Raw genomic sequence first — 19,890 nt, 5'->3', positions numbered from 1 at the left:
AAAGCACGCTTCGAAAATGGTATCGATTTTGCTACCTAATCATACGAATTTTATTTTTTGTATTACTGAGGTGGCAACAATGAGCTATGTTGCACGAGAATTGAGTCAAAAGCATAAATTTTTGCTTGGTTTTGGATCGTTTTTAATTCCAATTTTAATCTGGTGTGCAGTAAGTTATTTGCCTTTTATTTGGCATCCCCAAGTTCAAATCACAGATTCTGGTAGCACATCATTTTTACAAGTCGATAGCCGTGTCAGTAGAGAAGTTTATTATGCTGAAGCGCAATCGGCAGTCGATCAAGGACTGCCACCACCTCGGGGAATTTTGGTCAATCCCATTTATCTACCCGCACCAGATGAAGTCGCTACAGCCTTAGTGACCACATTTACAACGTCACCCGCTCAAGCAAATGCACCATGGTTTCATGAAAGTTTATGGCACAGCATTAAATTGGTGTTTACCGCATTTTTTATTTCTTCTTTGATCGGTATTCCTTTGGGTATTCTTTGCGGTTTTTCTCATAAAATTTCTCAATTAACTGAACCTTTTGTAGAGTTCTTTCGCTATCTGCCTGCACCAGCCTTTGGCGCTCTTGCTGTTGCGATTTTGGGCATTAATGACGCACCTAAAATTGCCATTATTGTGATTGGGACCTTATTCCAACAAATTCTTATTATTGCCAATACCACCCGTCTGGTCGACCGCAGTCTTGTTGAAGCTGGATTCACCTTAGGAACCAATAAAATCAAAAGTTTATTATATGTGGTCATCCCTGCTGCACTCCCAGAAATTTATCGAAACCTTCGTGTACTTTTAGGTTGGGCTTGGACCTATTTAATCGTTGCAGAACTCATAGGAAGTACATCCGGTATCACGTGGTTCATCACTCAACAAGCTCGCTATCAAAACTTTGACAATGTTTTTGCCGCAATTTTGATTATCGGTTTGATTGGTCTGATTTGCGACGTGATTTTAATGAAACTTGGACAGCACTTATTTAAATGGAAAACGGGAGCTCGCTAATGTCTTCACTAATTCAACCCTCAGATTTTGATGCCCGCGCTTACTTTGACAAAATTTACGCTCGTCCCGTCATTTTAGAAGCGAAAAATCTCACCCAAAAGTTTAGCCACGGAAAAACTGAGCGCACCATTTTAAATGCTTTAGATTTAAAAATTCATAAACGTGAATTTATCTGTGTTATTGGTCCTTCAGGATGCGGTAAGTCTACCTTTAGCCGTATTGTGGCAGGTCTTGATCCATATACCAGTGGTGAATTACTGGTAGACGGTGAAACCATCACAGGACCGAGTCCAGAGCGTGGCATGGTTTTCCAAGGCTACACACTGTTTCCATGGAAAACGGTAAAAGAAACTGTCATGTTTGGTCCACTCATGCGAGGTGCCAGCAATGCTACAGCTGAGGCGCAAGCCCGTGAATGGATCAACATTATCGGACTTGAAAAATTTGAGCAGCAATACCCTCATGAACTTTCTGGAGGGATGAAACAACGCGTTGCCATCGCTCGCGCGCTCGTGAATCAGCCGAAAATTCTTTTGATGGATGAACCCTTTGGGGCTTTAGATCCTCATACGCGTCAAAAAATGCAAAAGCATCTGATCGATCTTTGGGCCAATATCGATATCACGATTATTTTTGTGACACACGATATGGACGAGGCGATTTTACTGGCCGATCGGATTGTGGCATTGAAGGCCAATCCTGGCGAAATTAAGGAAATCATTGAGGTTGATCTACCAAGACCACGTCAGCATGAATTGATGCTCACTGAAAAATTTAAATATTTAAGACAACGTGTAGATGCTTTGGTACATGCTGAAGAAGATGAACTTGATCCAGCACTCGCCGACTTACCTAAAATTCCAAGAATGACCAAGGTCAGTCATTCTAAATAAGGCGCTATATCCTGATCACACAAACGGTCAGGATAAAGCATGCAACATCAATCCTTTTGACCACACCATTTTAAATGCAGACTTGGATTAATCACGACTTCATTTCATCACGCTCAATTCGCCCATCTACCAATTGAATGGTTCGATCACATGTAGCGGATAATCGTGGATCATGGGTCACTAACAATACCGCACAATTTTGTTGCTCATTTACTTCACGAAACAGCTCAAAGACTTCGCTCGCTGTTTGACTGTCTAGATTACCTGTAGGTTCATCAGCGAGGAGTAAAGCAGGCTGAGTGATTAAAGCTCTGGCGATTGCGACACGTTGTTGCTGCCCACCAGAAAGTTGACTGGCTTTTCGTTGTGCAAATTGACTCAATCCTACCGCTTTTAACAAATCATGTGCCCGATCTAAAGCTTGCTGATTGGGTTTACCATGCACCAACATTAGAGGCATCAAAACATTCTCAATAACGGTGAACGCTTGAATCAAATGATGAAACTGAAACACAAATCCTATGCTCTTCCCACGCAATTCCGTTCTTTGTTGATCTTCCATTTGACTGGTTGGTTGACCAAGTAAATAAATTTCACCACTGGTGGGTTGATCGAGTAAACCTAAAATATTTAATAACGTACTTTTACCTGAACCTGAAGGTCCAATTAACGCAGCAAAATCTTGACGATGTATCGCAAAATCAATCCCATGCAGCACTTCAATTTCATTGGGTTGTCCAATGTTATAAGACTTTTTCAAAGCCTCTAAACGTAGTACTTCATCATGATTAGACATGACGGATTGCCTCCACAGGATCTAAACGCGCTGCACGACGGGCAGGAATCGCCGCTGCAATTAAACCGCTCAATGTTGCAAGTAATAAAGCGGATCCAATCAAATAAGGTGAAATTGGAATGTAGAATAACCCTGGGCCAAATTCATTAAATGACCAAACCAATGCATAACTGGTCAGGATTCCGACAATAGAACCAAGTAAGCCGAAAATCGCACCTTGAATGAGAAAGATTATCAAAATCTGTTCTCGGCTCGCACCTGTCGCACGCAAGATTCCGATCTCACGTGTACGCTGTACCACTGTAATGGAGAGTACGCTGGCGATCGCAAATGCAACAGATATTCCAACAAATATAATAATCATATTGGTTGAAAGACTTTGCGCTGAAATCGCATTCATCAATTGCGCATTACTTTCAATCCAACTTTCAGCTTTTAATCCAGTGAGACGATGAATTTGCGTTGCGACCTGATCTGCGGAGAAAATATCAGAAATACGAAGATCAATAATGGTAACCCCACCCGGCAAACCCAATAAAGACTGTGCCCGCTTTAGATCGATATACATATAGCGTGAGTCTAGTTCTTTGACCCCGAGTTCAAAAATACCCGTTACATTCATGACGGCGTTAATATCTTGACCGTTATCAACGCGAATTTTACTGCCTACGCGCACACCAAGGTCTTTGGCCAACTCACTTCCGATGAGTACATCATCTGCTTTTAAACGAAGCTGACCAGTTTTTAGATACTCTTGCAAAGGTACAATACGTTGATAACGTGGTAAATCAATCCCCATAATCGCAACTGACTGAATCGCTTCCCCCCGTTTTACCAGTGCAGGTCCTGAAATCATGGGGGAAACGGCATTGAGCGTCTTGATATTGTCTAGATTTTCAAGAACTTCTTGCCAGTTATTGATCGACTTAAGTCTTTGAGCCCTTTGATCTTCATGGATGATGTGTGCTACGCCCTCAGGCACTTTAACGACGCGATTGACCTCATCTGGTGCATGTAAACTAATATGTGCCTGAGTACCCAACGTACGCTCAATCAAATTGGACTGAAGCCCCTGAATTAATGCACTAATAAAGACAATAACGGCAACACCAATAGCAACACCACCAATAATCATCAGTGTTTGACTGCGACCCTCGCGTAAAAACCCAACAGCGATGAGCCAATTGGTCCATAAACGCTTTATCTTCAAAGTGCTTGTACCTGCTTAGTTCTGACACGCTGATCCGCTTTTACTTCATCAGGCTTTATTATGACCTGATCATTATGATCCAACCCTGATAAAACTTCAGTCATGGTGGTTCCACGCAACCCTAATTTTACAGATTGACGTTGGACCTTACCCTCTCTTATCACCATAACTTCAGCTTGCGTGGTTGAAGGGTCAATAAGCGCGTCATTGGCTATTACTTTGGTTTTATTTCGACGTGCTGTTTCGACATTCGCTGAGACTGTCATATCTTGCTTCAAAAAAATGGGTACAGAATTCACCGCCAATTTGACTTCAACCGTACCACGTTGAGGATCAATATTAGGTGCAATAAAGTTAACTTCAGCTGGAAATGCTTGCTCTGGATAAGCATCTGCAATCACTTCAGCTTTTTGACCTAATTTCAGATAAGGTAAATTTTGTTCATCCACCGCCACTTTAATTTGCGTTGGACTATCAACTGCGACTGTAAAGAGCACTTTTCCAGGTTGAATCGCATCCCCTTTTTCGACTTCACGCGTCAAGATCGTACCCGATACTTGTGCCCGAATTTCACTTTTTGCCAATTGGGCACGTAGCGCATTTAATCTTTCGCTTAAGGTTTTTTCTTCCACTTGACCTGGAGCAAGGCTTTGCGCCTTCAGTTTTGCCGCAGATAATTGATTTCTGGCTAAGCGTTCAGCTTCTAAAGCTTGTTCTTTTTCTTCAACAGAAAGCACTCCCGGTTCCGTTTGCTGACGACGTCTTGCTTCGCGACTGGCTTGTTGCAATTGGAATTCTGCCGTTTTCAATTCAACCTGCGCTTGTGGATAGCGAATTTTCTGCAATTCCTCTAGCGCAACTTCTGCTTCACGGACTTGTGCTTTTAAATCATCAGATTGAATAATTAACAGTACATCTCCTGCTGCTATTCGTTGACCTTCTTGCACGCGTCGCTCAATCACCACACCCGAAATTTCACTCCCAATTTCACTACGTGCTACATTTTCAGCACGACCTGAAGCGACCACTGTTTGAATCAGTGGTTTTTCTTCGATTAGGTAAGTTTCGACTACGGGACCTTGCCACCAACGGAAAATGAAATATATCCCACCAATCAAAATGAGCAGAATGAGAATCCACCATTTTCGTTGTTTTAAAATACGCAAAGCTTTATCTCCCAATAGGCCTACTTCGGTTTATATTGTCGAGTACAATAAGCTCTTAAAATATCTGGTGAGCGTTTGTGAAGATGCTTGGTATTTCGTCCCGCAACACGTTTACGCCACATTTCAAAACTACTTTTTTTTAATTGTTGTCGCATCAATCGAATAACTGCACTTTCGTTTAATCCGTATTCCAGCAGAATGGCTTCAAAGGGTGTCCGATCTTCCCACGCCATTTCAATAATTCTGGAAATATCAGCTGTTGTATACAACGCATATGATCCTTTTTCATTCGCATCAAACGTTGATGTTAAGCGTTCATTCGTGAAAAATATGTGATTTTTTGTTGATTTATAGACACTTCATACACGCTAACGCATTCATCGCATAAAACGATTGATTTTATAATTTTAATCCGTTTCCTAGTTTTTCCATTTCTATCTATTCTTAATACATACAAGGTAGGCAACTCTGTTGCTCTACCGACCAATCATTCAGTCCAACTTTGTGCCCAGTGCAAGCCCCTCTGCACTGGGCTTTTTTTTATTTAAATGATTCAACCAATTTTGGATAAATCAGCCCATCAATATCTAGTTTTACCGTATAAACTCCATTTTCAAGATTAAACTTATTGACATGATAAGTTGATCCATAAATAGAATCTAAAGTTGAGGAGCGTTTAAATACCTTTTGATTTGCCTCAAGATCCAACAAATGTGTGCCTTGAATAAATTGTTCATATTGCTCAGGTTCAACACCAACACGCTTAGACATAATCATCAAAGCATCGTTTCTCGTCTCAGGGTCTTGAATAAATTTGACGGTTCGATCCCATACTTGCAGCACTTTTTTCCACTCTGCTTGATGCCTAGATAAATGCGTCATATTTACCGTCAACGTATCATAGATCAATCCTGGTTTATCTTGAGAACTATAGATGATTTTGGACCCAGCTACGCTTTTTAAAGCTTGATTTGCTACAGGTTGCCATACAGCGATGGCATCCACATCTGGGCTGCTAAACACTTGGGGTAATTCGTTGGTTGCTGCATTAATCAGTTTAATTTCATTGGCTGATATATTTTGATCTGAAAGTGCGGTATTCAATAAATTATGATCGACCAGCCCTTTTTCGACTGCAATAGTTTTACCCTTAAGATCTGCCACACTATGAATGCCCTCTTTTGCAAGAATGACATCATTCCCTGATGAATAATCAGTTGCTAAAATCATAATGCCCCGCGTTCCACCTGATGCGATGACCAAATTATCCCCATGAGAAACAGAAACCGCATCCAATTGGTTTGCTGCAAAAGCATTCATAGAGGCTGAATAATCAAACCATTTAAACTCTACGTTTAATCCAGCTTCTTTAAACCATCCTTTCTCAATAGCAACTTGCCATGCCACCCATCCCGGCCAATCACTGTAACCAATACGAATCGGTTGCATTGATTTTTCGGCTTGAGTATGTTGACTTGGTTCTGGAATTTTTGCGGTTTTATCACAACCCACGAATAACAGTGCAGTTCCAATGACTCCCCAGACCATCGTTTTCATTGCACCACCTCACCAATGCTCGTGCACTTAAATTTAGTATTGGTAAAATTTGAGGCTTGAATATAATCACGCCATCCACCAAAGTGACTGATATCAAGTGCATCTGCTAAAGCATGTTTTTCACATATAAAGCCTTTCACCCATGTTCCATCAATGAGTTGTACATTGCCAATACCAAGTGGTGCTGGGACTTCAGCAACAATGTCACCGAACAATGCTCTTGGTACATCCCACACTTCCACTTCAATAGAATGACCTGATGTATCTCGTTGTAGCCCCGGCTTAGGTGGTTGAGTATTTTTTAAAGCAAATAGTTTGTAATACGGCGCAGTACGCGTTTTTTTTACCAAGGTGGCTTGTCTGCTCGTTAACTGAAAATTCAGCGGCATGCCTGTAAGATGTGCTCCCACCACTGCCAATTTAACGGTGTGCTCAGATCCTATTGATTTATGAATTTGATAGCCTTGCTTTGACGTTGCTAAATTTAATCCTGAAGTCGCTTGCCATTGCTGACCGAAGTGTGCCAAAGCTTGATCCATCCAAGCGCCAGCAATTAAGGTGATACCACTTGGCAAACCATCATCACGGATGACATTCGGAAGTGCCAATGCTGATAAATCAGCAAAATTAACAAAATTGGTATAAGCCCCCATATGCGAATTCTTTTGGATCGGATCTGCTTCAACATCTGCAATGCGATAAATCGAAGGAGCTGTTGGCACCATCAACGCATCATAATTTTCTAATTGAAGATTAATCTGTCTAGCCCATTCTGCACGCTGATACTCATCTTGCATCACGTCTACAGCATTGAATTGATCAGCTTGATCAATAATTTGCTTAATTACCGGATGACATTGCTCACGTCGAACTTTGTGTTCGACGGCATGCGTACGCTCCGCAACCCATGAGCGGTTATACAATGCGGCAGCCAATTGATTAAATACTGTGAAATCAATCTCTTCAACTTGAAATCCGAGCGATTTCATTCGAGTAATGGCTGTTTGAAATGCTTGCTCACTTTGAGTATCACCATAAAATTCTAAGTGATCTGGGATTGCAATCTTGCCCTTCGAAAATTGTGTCGGAACTGTTCTCGGATGCTGTCTTGAATAAGCATCGGTCGCATCATAACCTTGCATCAATTGCGCTACCGTCCAAGCATCCTCTACTTGAGTTGCAAAAATTGAGATCACATCAATACTTCGACATGCAGGGATTAAACCTGTGGCTGAAAACCAGCCTTTGGTTGGTTTGAGTCCGACAATATTATTGAAACCCGCGGGAACTCTGCCAGAACCCGCTGTATCAGTACCGAGGGCGAATGGTACATACCCATTTGCTACTGCAACCGCTGAGCCAGAGCTTGATCCACCGCTGATATAATCCGGATTGAAACTGTTTTTTACTGCCCCATAGGGTGAACGTACGCCAACCAATCCCGTGGCAAATTGATCTAGATTGGTCTTGCCCACCACGATTGCACCAGCAGATTTAAGCTTAGCCACTACGGTTGCATCTTGCGTTGCTAAATAAGCCGCATCTGGGCACGCCGCAGTGGTATAAAATCCAGCAACATCAATATTGTCTTTGACAGCAAATGGCACGCCATATAACGGAAGATCAGCGATATCCTGATGGACCAATGCATCAATCTGCGCCTGTATTTGCTCTGCACTGGCTATTGAAATCCAAGCGTGATCATCATTGCAGAGTTCAGCAACATAACGCTTTAAGTCATTCAACTGAATAGTTTGATTTGTATAAGCCTGTTGCCAATCTTGTATAGTCCATAATGTCTGCACGGCGGTGCTCCTTATACGTGTTCCGAATTTTGAGGAATAGGTGGCATGACTGCATCCATCAGCTCTAAATGCCCCTTAATTACCCCTTTTAATGCTTTAAATTGCTCACTGATGGCTTTTAGGTCACTGCTGACCCCTTGCATCAACATCACCTGCATGACTTTGTCATCATCTAATTGGATATGTAGTGAACTAATCACCTGAGTCAAAAACTGTTGCTGTAAATCAATAAGTTGTGTTCTTAATGGCTTTAAACTGACGTCATACAGTAAGGTTAAAGTACCGACCATGACCTCATTTCGGCTGACGAGGTCATTGATCAAATGGTGGTTAATCATGTCAACAATGGCTTGAGATCGGCTTTCATAATGTTGATCTACAATTTTTTGATCCATAGCCTGCAATGTATTTTCAGGTAAAGTGATGCTGATCCGCGCCAGCTTCTGTTTAGGCACGTTTGAGCTCCTTAGGTTTTTGAGATTGTTGTAGGTGTAAACCCGCACGGACGCTCATCAGTTCAATAAAGAATTGAAGGATGGGATGCTTCGATTGTTTGGATTGATTTGTCGTCATCTGCAGCACCTCTAGGTATTACAAAAAAAAGAATTGGTAATACTTGGTAAATGCAGAAAACGTGCCAAAACTTTTCTTGAGATATATAAAAGAGAGCTAGGAAAAAAGTCGTCGGAAAGATTCAAAAATGTGCATGAATCAAATTTGTGCACTTGATTTGTTCAATGTTCAGAAATGCAAAAAGACCGCCTTTCTGGAGATAGACGGTCAACTCGAATAGTTATTATTTTGTCTTCTTGTTCTAATGAAATACTTTACTGGATATCAGTGACGAACTCCTCACGCGGAATACGGAATTTCTTCAATCCAATTAACCAATCTTTTTCTGGATTACGGCGACCTAGTGCCAATAGCACCACCGACTTCAAGCCTTTTTCTTTTAAACCTAATAATTCATCCAAACCGTCTTTATCAAAACCTTCCATTGGCGTTGCATCTACACCTAACTCAGCTGCTGCCGCAATTGCCATACCAAAGCCAATATGTGCTTGTTTTGCAGTATGGTGGTATTGCTGCTCTTCAGTAAACGTCGAGAACAGGTTCTTTAAGTTTTGCACCACATCCATGGTCGTATCTAAAGGTAAATGACGCTCACGATTCATTGCGTTATAGCGTTCATCGATACGCTCGTCTGGAATCGTATCCCAAGCCGTAAATACCAAAAGATGCGATGACTGGGTAATTTGCGGTTGATTCAATGCAACTGGTGAAATTTTCTCTTTAAGTTCTTGGTTGCTGATCGAGATAATATGGAACGGTTGTAAGCCCGCTGAGGTCGGTGCTAAACGCGCAGCTTCAAGAATTTGATCGACTAATTCTTGCGGTAGTTTTTCACCAGTCATTTGTTTGGTTGCATAACGCCACTGTAAAGCTTCTAATAATTTCATGTATTTACCTATAATATTTAAATGTGAATATTTTTAATTCTTTAAGCGTATAAACTCGCCAACATTGATTTGAGTGATTGGCTTGGACGACCTAAAAGTTGTTCTAAATCTTGGCTTTGAACTTCATACTGTCGATGTTTAATATCTACGACTGTGCCATGTGTGAGATAGATCAGAAATTCGGGCAAACCGATTCTTTTTAACAACTGTTGATAGGCTTCTTCAGTGAGATCGTGATATTCCACTGGTATTGTTTTGAGTTGACTTAGCTCATCAGCAATATCTTGATAGCTATAAGTTTGGCTGCCGACTAACTCATAGACCTTATTCTCATGATCATTTTGAATTAAGGCATTTGCTATTGCTTCTCCTAACTCTGCTCTTAGCACATAAGGCACTTTTCCCGCTCCTCCAGAGAGCTGGATGCCTGTATCGATGACTCCTTCACCGATAATTTGTGGAATCGCTTCTGCATACATGGTGTTGCGTAGGAGTGTATATTTCAGTCCGCTTGCTTTGAGGTAATCTTCAGTTTGAAAATGACTGATCATCAAATCTTTCACCGCTGAATTTTCGATATTTTGAATGGACAAACCTGTGTAATACACATGTTGAACACCTGCTTCACGCGCAGCATCGATGACATTCTTATGTTGTTCAAAGCGATTCATTTCCATCGTTGAAATGAGAAGTAACTTGTCGATACCATGAAAGGCTTTGATCAAACTTTCAGGTTGATTGAAATCTCCTTCACGGACTTCAATATGTTCACTGACATAAGGTTTGGCTTTTTCTAAGTTTCTCGCCAATACAGCAAATTCATTGTTTTGTAGCTGTTGCTTTAATTGTTGCACTACACTTCGCCCTAAATGGCCAGTAGCACCAGTAACTAAAATCATTCAATAACCTTGGATTATTTTTGCAATGATATAATTTATAGGCGAGTTAAAAAATGAGATCACTATACTGTTGTATAGTGAATTTAGGATTTCATTTGATTAAATTTTATGACGAGATGGGAGGATAGATGGCTGATTTTATGAAAGAGAATGCTGAAACATTAAGCGAGGATGACCAATGTAATTTGATGTTTATTGTGGCACTTAAAAATGCCATGAACGTCATTAATGGCAAATGGAAACTTGCGATTGTTGCAACCATGATTAAACAGCCACGCCGTTTTAATGAGATTGAACGTCTGCTGCAAGGCATTACACCCAGAATGATTTCTAAAGAGCTCAAAGAACTTGAATTGAACAATGTTGTTGAAAAAATTGAGTCTCTTGATGAAACCACGGGTAAAACGACCTCAATGTATGATCTGACGTCATCAGGTCGTGGATTAGAAAAGTTGATGGTGCAAATGGCGGTTTGGGGACAAGAGCATAAAGAGAGTTTGAAGTAATTATATTTTTTTATTGATCGAATCAAGGCGGTCTAAGTCTAAGACCAGTACCACAATTTTTGCATCAATAACTTGATAAACCAAACAATTATCTGCTGATCATAGTTTTACTTTATACAAATCGACTGATTCACTGAATTTTTCTTGGGATTTTGGGACTGTCTAAAATTGTCTCGAGCTTACGAATAAGCTGTTCTGCAATTTGTGGATTAAGTTCATCGAACTTTTTAGAGACCTTTTATTAGATCATTAACTGGTAAAATAAAATTTATCTTTTAATATATAAAACAAAATGTTATCTTAAATTTGATTTTTTTTAATCTAAAAATCCTAACAAAAGTATTTTATTATTATGAAATTAATAGCAATTAAATTAGAAAATTTTAGGGGTTATCAAGGTGTAAATCTGATAAATATTGATTCTAAATTAACAGGAATCATTGGGAAAAATGATGCGGGTAAATCGACTATTTTAGAAGCACTAGATATTTTCTTTGAGAACTCTTCTTTGGATAAGAGTGATAAATGTGTCAATTCTACCGAAGATGATAATGTTTCAATAACATGTATTTTTGATGATAATCCAACCTCTATAATACTTGATGCTACATCTGTCACAACTTTACAAGATGAACATTTACTAAATTTAGATGGATACTTAGAAATAAAAAAAACTTTTCGTATAAGCCAGAAAGTATCAACTGACTTATGTCTGATTGCCAACTATCCAAATAATAGTGGCTTAGATAATTTGATAATTTTGAAAAATGCAGAGTTAAAAGCATTGCTTAAGGTAAAAAATCTAGATATATCCCAAGTTCAAGACCAAAGATCTAATACCTCCTTAAGACAATATTTATTCCAATCAGAACATCTTACCTTTCAGCTTAAAGAAATTCCATTAAATAAAGAAGATGCAAAAAATGTTTGGGATGCCCTAAAAAACTTCTTACCTATTTATGCTTTATTCAAATCAGACCGCAATAGTAGTGACCAAGATAGTGAAGTCCAAGATCCAATGAAACTGGCAATTCGACATGCATTATCTGAAATTCAACCACAATTACAAGCTATTCAGGAGCATATCAAAACAAAAGTTGAAGATGTTGCGGGAAGAACTTTGGAAAAACTATCAGAAATGGATTCAGCATTAGCGAGAGATTTGATTCCAGATTTTTCAAAAGAACCTAAATGGGAGTCTATTTTTTCAATGGCTTTAGCCTCTGAACAAGGTATTCCTGTCAATAAAAGAGGAAGCGGAGTAAGAAGATTAATTCTCCTAAACTTTTTTAGAGCCGAAGCAGAGAAAAAATTTCGAGAGGCAGATGGTCGCTCAATTATTTATGCTATTGAAGAACCTGAAACCTCACAACATCCAGATTATCAGGAGATGCTAATAAAAGCTCTTCTAGATTTATCCATATTGCCCAAAACTCAAATATTAGTAACTACTCATACCCCAGCCTTAGCAGGCTTGATGCCTCTAACCAGTTTAAGATACATAACTAAAGATGAGGAAAATCAACATGTAATTGCTCATGCTGATCGCAATGATATTTTAAAATCAATCAGTGAAGATTTAGGTATCCATCCTTTTGGTAATATTTCTAATCCTCAATGTCGAGGATATATCTTTGTTGAGGGTGTATCTGATGTAGTGTTTTTAAAACACATATTTGCAAAATATGCAGAAAGTCGATTAATTCAAAAAGATTATATCGCTGAATTAGATGTACAACTTTTAATAAGTGGTGGTAGTGATAATTTAAAACATTGGGTTAATTATAAGTTAATTGAATCACTTCAAAAACCTTGGGCTGTCTTTTTTGATTCAGATGATGATGGTCAAAACTGTCAAAAACATCAACAAAATTTAGCTATAAAAGCAAAATACCCTAATATAATTTTTCATTTAACACGTAAAAGAGAATGTGAAAACTACTTGCATCCAAACCTGATACTTAGATTAACTAACAATGAAGTCAATCACTTACCTGATGACTTTTCTGATCAAAAGATAATATTACAACCATTATTGTTACCATTTAAGACTGTTAAACAAACTAATATGATTGAAAAACTATGGCATTTAACAACATGCGATGAAATTATAGAAAGCTGTACAGATGCACAGGGAAATAATGAATTCCTTCAATTCATTAATAGAATTGAGGAAAAGTTTGGTTTAATTGAACCAGAAAAAAAGACCGCCTAAGCGGTCTTTTTTTATATCGCACTTATCAAGCCACAGGCGCCAACGTAAACAACACCTGCCCCGTTTTCACCGTTTGCCCTTTTTCAATGCTAATCGCTTCAACCTTCATACGCTCAGGCGCAATAATTGGAATCTCAATTTTCATCGCTTCAATCACGGCAAGCGTAGCGCCTTCTTCCACAATATCGCCTGACTGACATTCAATTTTCCAAATTGAACCCGGCATATGCGATTCCACCGCACAGCCCCCTTCAGGTACTTCAACCCCTTCACCATCATCGACTGCATCCAGGCTTTCAGAGACATATTCTGCAAGTCCTGCTTCATGCCAGCGACGACGTTCAGCATCAAAGTTGGCTTGTTGCACAGCCTTAAATGCTGAAATGGAGGCTTGGTTTTCCGTTAAGAAATCGTTGTACTCTTTTAAGTTTAATACGCCTTCTTCAATACGCAGTTTTAAGCGACCAGCTTTAAAGTCCTCACGCATCTGCATAAGTTCTTCTTCAGACACTTCATAGAATTTAATTTGGTCAAAGAAACGCAGTAACCACGGCTTGCCTTGCTCAAAGTCGGCGTTTTTACGGTAGCGTGACCACATTTGCGTGGTACGACCGACAAACTGATAGCCCCCCGGACCTTCCATGCCATAGACACACATATAGGCACCGCCAATCCCTACAGCATTTTCAGGGGTCCACGTCCGTGCTGGGTTATATTTGGTCGTCACCAAACGCTGACGCGGATCAAGTGGTGTTGCGACAGGTGCACCCAAATACACATCGCCCAAGCCCATGACCAAATAACTTGCGTCATACACCACATCTTTCACAGCTTGTTTATCTTTTAAGCCATTAATACGACGGATAAATTCGATATTGTCTGGACACCATGGTGCATCTGGACGCACGGTTTGCATATAGCGTTCGGTCGCAAGTTGGGTCTGTGAATCTTCCCAAGCGAGTGGTAAATACACAGTACGGGATGGTACCTGCATCTCTGTGACATCTGGCAATTCAGCTTCTGCCACTTGCAACAATCGCAGTAAATCCAATTGATCGAGCTTGATCGAATCAAAGTGAATTTGTAACGAACGAATACCCGGTGTCAGGTCGATAATGCCGGCAATATTTTGCTTTTGAACCCATTGCATCAGCGCATGAATACGGAAACGTAAGTTCAGATCCAGTACCAACTCGCCATATTCCACCAACATGTAATTATTGCCAGCAGGACGATACACCACATCAGGTGCACCATTTTCACCTTTTAAGGTATCAAGCACAGCGTTTTTCAGTGTAGATAGCTCAGGATAGAACGACTCATCAAATGCCACCGCTTCTGTATCTGATGCTTCTAGTTGTGCATGATATTTTTCATTCAAAAGTTTGGCTTGGTGATAGCTCACAGGCACAAATTTGACTTTATCACCGGCTTTGAGCTGTCCCAATTTCCACAGCTCAGAATGAATCACCACCGCAGGACAGACAAAACCACCGAGACTTGGACCATCTGGACCAAGAATAATTGGCATATCACCGGTGAAATCAATCGCACCAATGGCATAGGCATTGTCATGAATGTTGGATGGATGCAGACCTGCTTCACCACCGTCGATACGCGCCCATTCAGGTTTTGGACCAATTAAACGGATACCGGTCCGGCTTGAGTTAAAGTGAATCTCAAAGGTATTGGCAAAGAAGGTATCAATGTCATTTTTGGTGAAGAAATCAGGCGCACCATGCGGGCCATACATCACCGCAATTTCCCATTCATGACTAAATGATGGGATTTGCTCAGGTGCAAGGCTTTTCACTTCATCACTTGTGAATGCAGTAATCGGCAACATATCGCCAATCAGTAAGTTACGCCCTGTATGACCGCCAAACTGACCTAAGGTAAAGGTCGCTTGTGAGCCCAAGTATTCAGGTACATTCAAACCGCCTTTAATACCAATATAGGTACGGCAACCTGTGCCGATTTTACCACATTTGAGAATCTGACCTTTACGCACATTCACGGTTTGCCACATCGGAACTTGAACGCCATCTAGTGTCGATGGCATATCACCACCGGCAAGCACGATTTGGCTGTCACAATGGAATTTTAAAGTTGGTCCTTGTAGCGTACATTCTAAACCTGCGGTATTAAATGGATTGCCAAGCAGTTGGTTTGCTACATTTAAAGACAATGGATCAATCGCACCTGATGGCGGAACACCGACATCCCAATAACCCAAACGACCTGTAACATCTTGCACAGCAGTTTGAATACCAGCTTGAAGCACTTCAATCTTTTGCGTTTTCCACTCAAATGTATTTAAAAAACGTGTGGTTTGTGTGCCTGCTTTAAAGACTTCACCATCCACAATGTTTTGTAGATATTCAAGATTGGTTTCGATCCCTGCCACTTGAGTTTTAGCAAGCGTATCTGTCATGGCTTGAATTGCTGATTCACGGTTATCTGCTGTCACAATGATTTTAGCAATCATTGGATCATAGAAAGATGAGACATTTGAGCCAGTTTCTACCCAAGTTTCATTACGAGCATTGTCATCAAACGCCACATGCGTTAACAGCCCTGCACTTGGTTGGAAATTTTTAATCGGATCTTCGGCATATAAACGTACTTGAATCGAATGACCTTTAGACTCCAAAGCTGATGTCGGTGCAACCCAATCACCACTGCCTAATGTCACCATCCATTCTACCAAATCGACACCAAACACTTGCTCCGTCACGCCGTGTTCAACTTGTAAACGGGTATTTACTTCTAAGAAATAGAATTCTTGCGTGTCGGTATCCATGACAAATTCGACTGTACCTGCCGAACGGTAATTCACCGATTGCATGAGTTGAATCGCAACAGTTTGAATATATTCACGTTGCACATCATTCAAATGTGGTGCAGGTGTCTCCTCAATCACTTTTTGGTTACGACGTTGCACCGAACAATCACGCTCACCTAAAGCTAAAACGAGACCCTTACCATCACCAAAAATTTGCACTTCGATGTGACGGGCATTTTGCACGAATTTTTCTAAGTACAAACCAGCATCTTTAAAGTTGGCTTGTGCAAGATAAGATACGGTTGCATAGGCATCTTTAAGCTCTTCTTCGTTCCACACCAAACGCATGCCGATACCACCACCGCCTGCGGTACTTTTCAGCATCACAGGATAACCAATGCGTGATGCTTCTTTTAGTGCTTCAGCTTCATCGGCAAGCAATTGACTACCCGGTAGTAAAGGTACATTGGCCTGAATCGCAAGTTCACGCGCGGTATGTTTTAAACCAAACGATTTCATTTGGCTTGAGTTTGGCCCTAAAAACACAATGCCTTGCGCTTCACATAGGTCACAAAATTCTGCATTTTCAGATAAAAAACCATAACCGGGATGAATCGCTTGTGCGCCTGTTTGTTTAGCGACTTCTAAAATTTTATCGACATTTAAATAGCTTTGGCTTGCAGGTGAATCACCAATAAACACTGCTTCATCCGCTAAAGTCACATGCAGTGAGTCACGATCTGCTTCTGAATACACCGCAACAGATTGAATACCTAATTTTTTAAGGGTACGGATCACACGGCAAGCAATTGCCCCACGGTTGGCGATTAATACTTTATTAAACATGGCTTATTCCTCGCCTTCACGTACGATCAATTGAATTTTGGTTGGGTTATAGGCATTGCATGGGTTATTCAGTTGTGGGCAGTTCGAGATCAATACGATTAAATCCATCTCCGCTTTCACCTCCACATATTTCCCCGGTGCCGAGATGCCATCATCAAATTTAAGATGACCTTCCGCAGTCACAGGTACATTCATAAAGAAGTTAATGTTTGGCCCAATATGGCGCACGTTTAAACCATGCTTTTTGGCAATTTCATGTTGTGATAAAGCAATCATGAAATTGTTACGGCAACTGTGCATCGGGAACTTATCGTGTGCGTAACGGACAGTATTGCTCTCACATGAACATGCACCACCTAAAGTGTCGTGACGACCACAGTTATCATCATTAATGGTGGCAATTTTATTACCGAAGTTGGTATATAAGGTCGTGCCTTTTTCTAAGTAAATTTGTTGGTTGATGGCTAAAGTATCGGTTGCACTATAACGCTCTTCAGGGTTAGACGCCGAGATAAAAAGCGTATCGACCGCTTGATTTCCTTCAAGATCAACAATACGGAAATATTGCCCTTTTTTGACTTCGCACATCCATGCTTCACCGGCAGGACAGACTTCGCTTAAAACTGATTTTTCTAAATTTACAAGTGCAGTCATGATCATTCCCCAATTAAGCGCTTAATGCGTAGTAACGATTGTTGTTTTGGAATGCACGCTGATTTTGCGGGCATGAATCACGACATACATCGGTATCAAGTAAAGGAAGTGCTTTAAACAATGAAAGCTGAACATCGGCAGGCGCATATTCCGTGCTGTTATCTAAAGCATGCGGTGCGGATGATAAGAACACCAAGCAATCCATTTCAAAGCGCAGTTCAATCACTTGATTCGTATTGTCAGATGCTACATAGCTGAGATTGCCATGGTCATCCGGTTGAACTTTAGAAAACAGATTTAAGGTACTGCTCAGGTCTGTTGCCGATAAACCAAACTTGGTCATTTCAAGCAATAACGAATCTTTGCCGTTACGGTACATGTCATTACGCGCATCTTGAAAGGTTTGCGTGCCAAATTGTTGTTCGATTTGTTGTGCGGTACTTGGTGCACAAAACGCATCATTCCAACCGTGGTCATCTTTGACAATGGAAACCATCGCGCGACCAAGATCAGATGCAAGGATATGTCCTGTGCTTAAAAATGCCGTATGTTGCCCTTTTAAGCTGTCTGGCATGTTATAGCGTTCGAGTTTGTCTTCGCTATTGACGCAGTACAATGCCACATTGGCATTTTTGCCTAAGGATTTAAGTTGTAATACTGCGCCACGCTGAATACGTGCTGACCAGTGATGTCCACCCGGTAAACGTTCCGTCCACAGGACTTGATCTTCGTGATAAGTTATTGTGCTCATATGCATCCATCCCAATCTTCTACGGTTTACCTCCCGGGCTTTTATCCCTCCGTGTAGCTTGAGCTTGCAACTTAAGCCGTGAACTCTCGGTCGCAGACATACATGATTGTTCATGTATCGGAACCCTAGATCACTTTATGATTGAATAGATAGATGCAAAGGCTGTGCCAAAGTAATACTTTTTTGTGTTTTAGTATTACTATCGCTTGATATACAACATTACTCTTAGAGCTGATTGTATTGAACGCAACTTAATTCAAGTAAACCTGATGAATCAGTCGGAGTAAAGAATACGCGGTAAGCACCGAAATTAACCTGCGTGCAATTTTCTTGTTCAAAAAAAAAGCTTACACGTGATTCTATTTTGTTTGTTATGAGCGGTTATTTTCTGATTGCTTAAGTAGGTTTAGACTCTGGTTGATATCACGCACAGTGATTAACTTAAAAATCATAACTAAGCTTCCAAGTGCTACGAACAAAAGAAATACAAGTAAAATGATTAAAGTCATCCCTGTGTTTAATGCGCTATCTGAGGTATAACGAGCTAAAAACCAAGTAAAATTTGAAAATATAAAAAAAGCTAAAGAACCGGTGACGGTATATAAGGCACCATACGCTAACCCTTTAAAGACTAATTCCCGTTCTGAATAAATACATTGAATTTCTCCATTTTCAACTTTAAAAAATTTCCATGTAGTGCGAAGGGACTTCACTAAGTAAAAATAGTAATCTGCATATTTGCGTATAAGTATATCGGTTAAGAATGAAGGAATCTCAACACCGCCATTGAGTTGATCACTGGCAATTTTCTTCAAAAAAGGATCTATTGTTTTATTCGGGCTTACAGAGATAAATTCTCGAATGTAAAAAGATGCAGCCTCATATAAATTTTTATTTTCATTAAAACTTTTCAGACTCACAAAATACGTTTTTCGACCGTAAAAGACAGCGACGATACCTATAAGCGTCGTACAAATAATCGAAAATAAGCTGAGATAGTCTGAAACTGAAAATGAAGGTATGAGTTGTATCATGGATATAATCTTAAATTTATAATGTATTGAGTTTTATAATTAAAAAAACCACTTAGATAAATGACCAAAATAGTGGACAATGGACTGAGATCAAATCGTTTACTTTCTACAAACAGATGATGAGTCCAATGTCTCGATGTCAGACATCACTCTTAGTTAAAAAAGTATAATCAAAAGCAAAAAATTCGTCTTCATACAAATAATGGCGACTATCTACTTTTCATCTTAATTTCGCTCATTATTTATATGAAGATTCATTCGAGGTTCAATCTTTACTCTATTCAGTACG

Annotated in this window: 18 protein-coding genes and 1 riboswitch; of the genes, 4 read left to right on the top strand and 14 right to left on the bottom strand. The window is 40.2% G+C overall.

Going from position 1 to position 19,890, the window contains the following annotated elements; genetic code table 11:
* Positions 1–79 precede the first annotated feature (79 nt).
* Positions 80–1,024 (top strand): ABC transporter permease, encoded by a 945-nt coding sequence (locus AC1M9C_RS01560; protein WP_035263861.1) that lies wholly within the window; start codon positions 80–82, stop codon positions 1,022–1,024.
* Complete coding sequence (locus AC1M9C_RS01555; protein ID WP_481953088.1) at positions 1,024–1,917, top strand: ABC transporter ATP-binding protein; 894 nt, start codon at positions 1,024–1,026, stop codon at positions 1,915–1,917. Before AC1M9C_RS01560 ends, AC1M9C_RS01555 begins: the two co-directional genes overlap by 1 nt.
* Positions 1,918–2,008: 91 nt before the next feature.
* Here the strand turns inward: AC1M9C_RS01555 and AC1M9C_RS01550 are convergent, their stop codons facing one another.
* From AC1M9C_RS01550 to AC1M9C_RS01505, 10 genes are all read right to left on the bottom strand, one after another.
* A complete protein-coding gene (locus AC1M9C_RS01550; protein ID WP_481953087.1) occupies positions 2,009–2,713 on the bottom strand; it encodes an ABC transporter ATP-binding protein in 705 nt (234 codons plus the stop codon).
* Positions 2,706–3,848, bottom strand: coding sequence for an ABC transporter permease (locus AC1M9C_RS01545; RefSeq protein ID WP_481587132.1), 1,143 nt, complete (start codon positions 3,846–3,848; stop codon positions 2,706–2,708). The genes AC1M9C_RS01550 and AC1M9C_RS01545 overlap by 8 nt, the downstream gene beginning before the upstream one ends.
* Before the next feature lie 71 nt (positions 3,849–3,919).
* Positions 3,920–5,089 (bottom strand): efflux RND transporter periplasmic adaptor subunit, encoded by a 1,170-nt coding sequence (locus tag AC1M9C_RS01540; protein WP_481953086.1) that lies wholly within the window; start codon positions 5,087–5,089, stop codon positions 3,920–3,922.
* Between the two features lie 20 nt (positions 5,090–5,109).
* On the bottom strand, positions 5,110–5,358 hold the full coding sequence (locus tag AC1M9C_RS01535) for a TIGR03643 family protein (protein WP_035263835.1): 249 nt from the start codon (positions 5,356–5,358) through the stop codon (positions 5,110–5,112).
* A gap of 271 nt (positions 5,359–5,629) precedes the next feature.
* Entirely contained in the window at positions 5,630–6,646 is a 1,017-nt protein-coding gene (locus AC1M9C_RS01530) for an ABC transporter substrate-binding protein (RefSeq protein ID WP_481953085.1), read from the bottom strand.
* The gene (gene atzF, locus AC1M9C_RS01525; protein WP_481953084.1) at positions 6,643–8,451 is read right to left on the bottom strand and encodes an allophanate hydrolase; all 1,809 of its coding nucleotides are present in this window, start codon (positions 8,449–8,451) and stop codon (positions 6,643–6,645) included. The genes AC1M9C_RS01530 and atzF overlap by 4 nt, the downstream gene beginning before the upstream one ends.
* Positions 8,452–8,462: 11 nt before the next feature.
* Complete coding sequence (locus AC1M9C_RS01520; RefSeq protein WP_035263841.1) at positions 8,463–8,906, bottom strand: CopG family ribbon-helix-helix protein; 444 nt, start codon at positions 8,904–8,906, stop codon at positions 8,463–8,465.
* Positions 8,899–9,024 (bottom strand): hypothetical protein, encoded by a 126-nt coding sequence (locus AC1M9C_RS01515; protein WP_257219874.1) that lies wholly within the window; start codon positions 9,022–9,024, stop codon positions 8,899–8,901. Before AC1M9C_RS01515 ends, AC1M9C_RS01520 begins: the two co-directional genes overlap by 8 nt.
* A 254-nt stretch (positions 9,025–9,278) precedes the next feature.
* Positions 9,279–9,911, bottom strand: coding sequence for an NAD(P)H-dependent oxidoreductase (locus AC1M9C_RS01510; protein ID WP_035263843.1), 633 nt, complete (start codon positions 9,909–9,911; stop codon positions 9,279–9,281).
* Between the two features lie 41 nt (positions 9,912–9,952).
* On the bottom strand, positions 9,953–10,810 hold the full coding sequence (locus AC1M9C_RS01505) for an SDR family oxidoreductase (RefSeq protein ID WP_481953083.1): 858 nt from the start codon (positions 10,808–10,810) through the stop codon (positions 9,953–9,955).
* A gap of 128 nt (positions 10,811–10,938) precedes the next feature.
* On the opposite strand from AC1M9C_RS01505, the gene AC1M9C_RS01500 reads away from it, so the two are divergent.
* Together AC1M9C_RS01500 and AC1M9C_RS01495 are read left to right on the top strand one after the other, a co-directional pair.
* The gene (locus AC1M9C_RS01500; protein WP_481953082.1) at positions 10,939–11,316 is read left to right on the top strand and encodes a winged helix-turn-helix transcriptional regulator; all 378 of its coding nucleotides are present in this window, start codon (positions 10,939–10,941) and stop codon (positions 11,314–11,316) included.
* A gap of 352 nt (positions 11,317–11,668) precedes the next feature.
* Entirely contained in the window at positions 11,669–13,531 is a 1,863-nt protein-coding gene (locus AC1M9C_RS01495; protein WP_481953081.1) for an AAA family ATPase, read from the top strand.
* Positions 13,532–13,556: 25 nt separating this feature from the next.
* Here AC1M9C_RS01495 and uca read toward each other — a convergent pair whose 3' ends face one another.
* The 4 genes from uca to AC1M9C_RS01475 form a co-directional block, all read right to left on the bottom strand.
* Positions 13,557–17,162, bottom strand: coding sequence for an urea carboxylase (gene uca / locus AC1M9C_RS01490; protein ID WP_481953080.1), 3,606 nt, complete (start codon positions 17,160–17,162; stop codon positions 13,557–13,559).
* Positions 17,163–17,165: 3 nt separating this feature from the next.
* A complete protein-coding gene (locus tag AC1M9C_RS01485; RefSeq protein ID WP_481953079.1) occupies positions 17,166–17,816 on the bottom strand; it encodes an urea amidolyase associated protein UAAP2 in 651 nt (216 codons plus the stop codon).
* A gap of 13 nt (positions 17,817–17,829) precedes the next feature.
* Positions 17,830–18,567: an urea amidolyase associated protein UAAP1 gene (locus AC1M9C_RS01480; protein ID WP_481953078.1), complete on the bottom strand. Its 738-nt coding sequence runs from the start codon at positions 18,565–18,567 to the stop codon at positions 17,830–17,832.
* Between the two features lie 28 nt (positions 18,568–18,595).
* Positions 18,596–18,707, bottom strand: a riboswitch (guanidine-I (ykkC/yxkD leader).
* A gap of 231 nt (positions 18,708–18,938) precedes the next feature.
* Positions 18,939–19,601: a hypothetical protein gene (locus AC1M9C_RS01475; protein WP_092766425.1), complete on the bottom strand. Its 663-nt coding sequence runs from the start codon at positions 19,599–19,601 to the stop codon at positions 18,939–18,941.
* Positions 19,602–19,890 lie beyond the last annotated feature (289 nt).

This window comes from Acinetobacter sp. 24-47-39 (assembly GCF_056783825.1).
The sequence above is the reverse complement of the archived record's forward strand: the minus strand, read 5'-3'. Positions and strand labels throughout refer to the sequence as shown.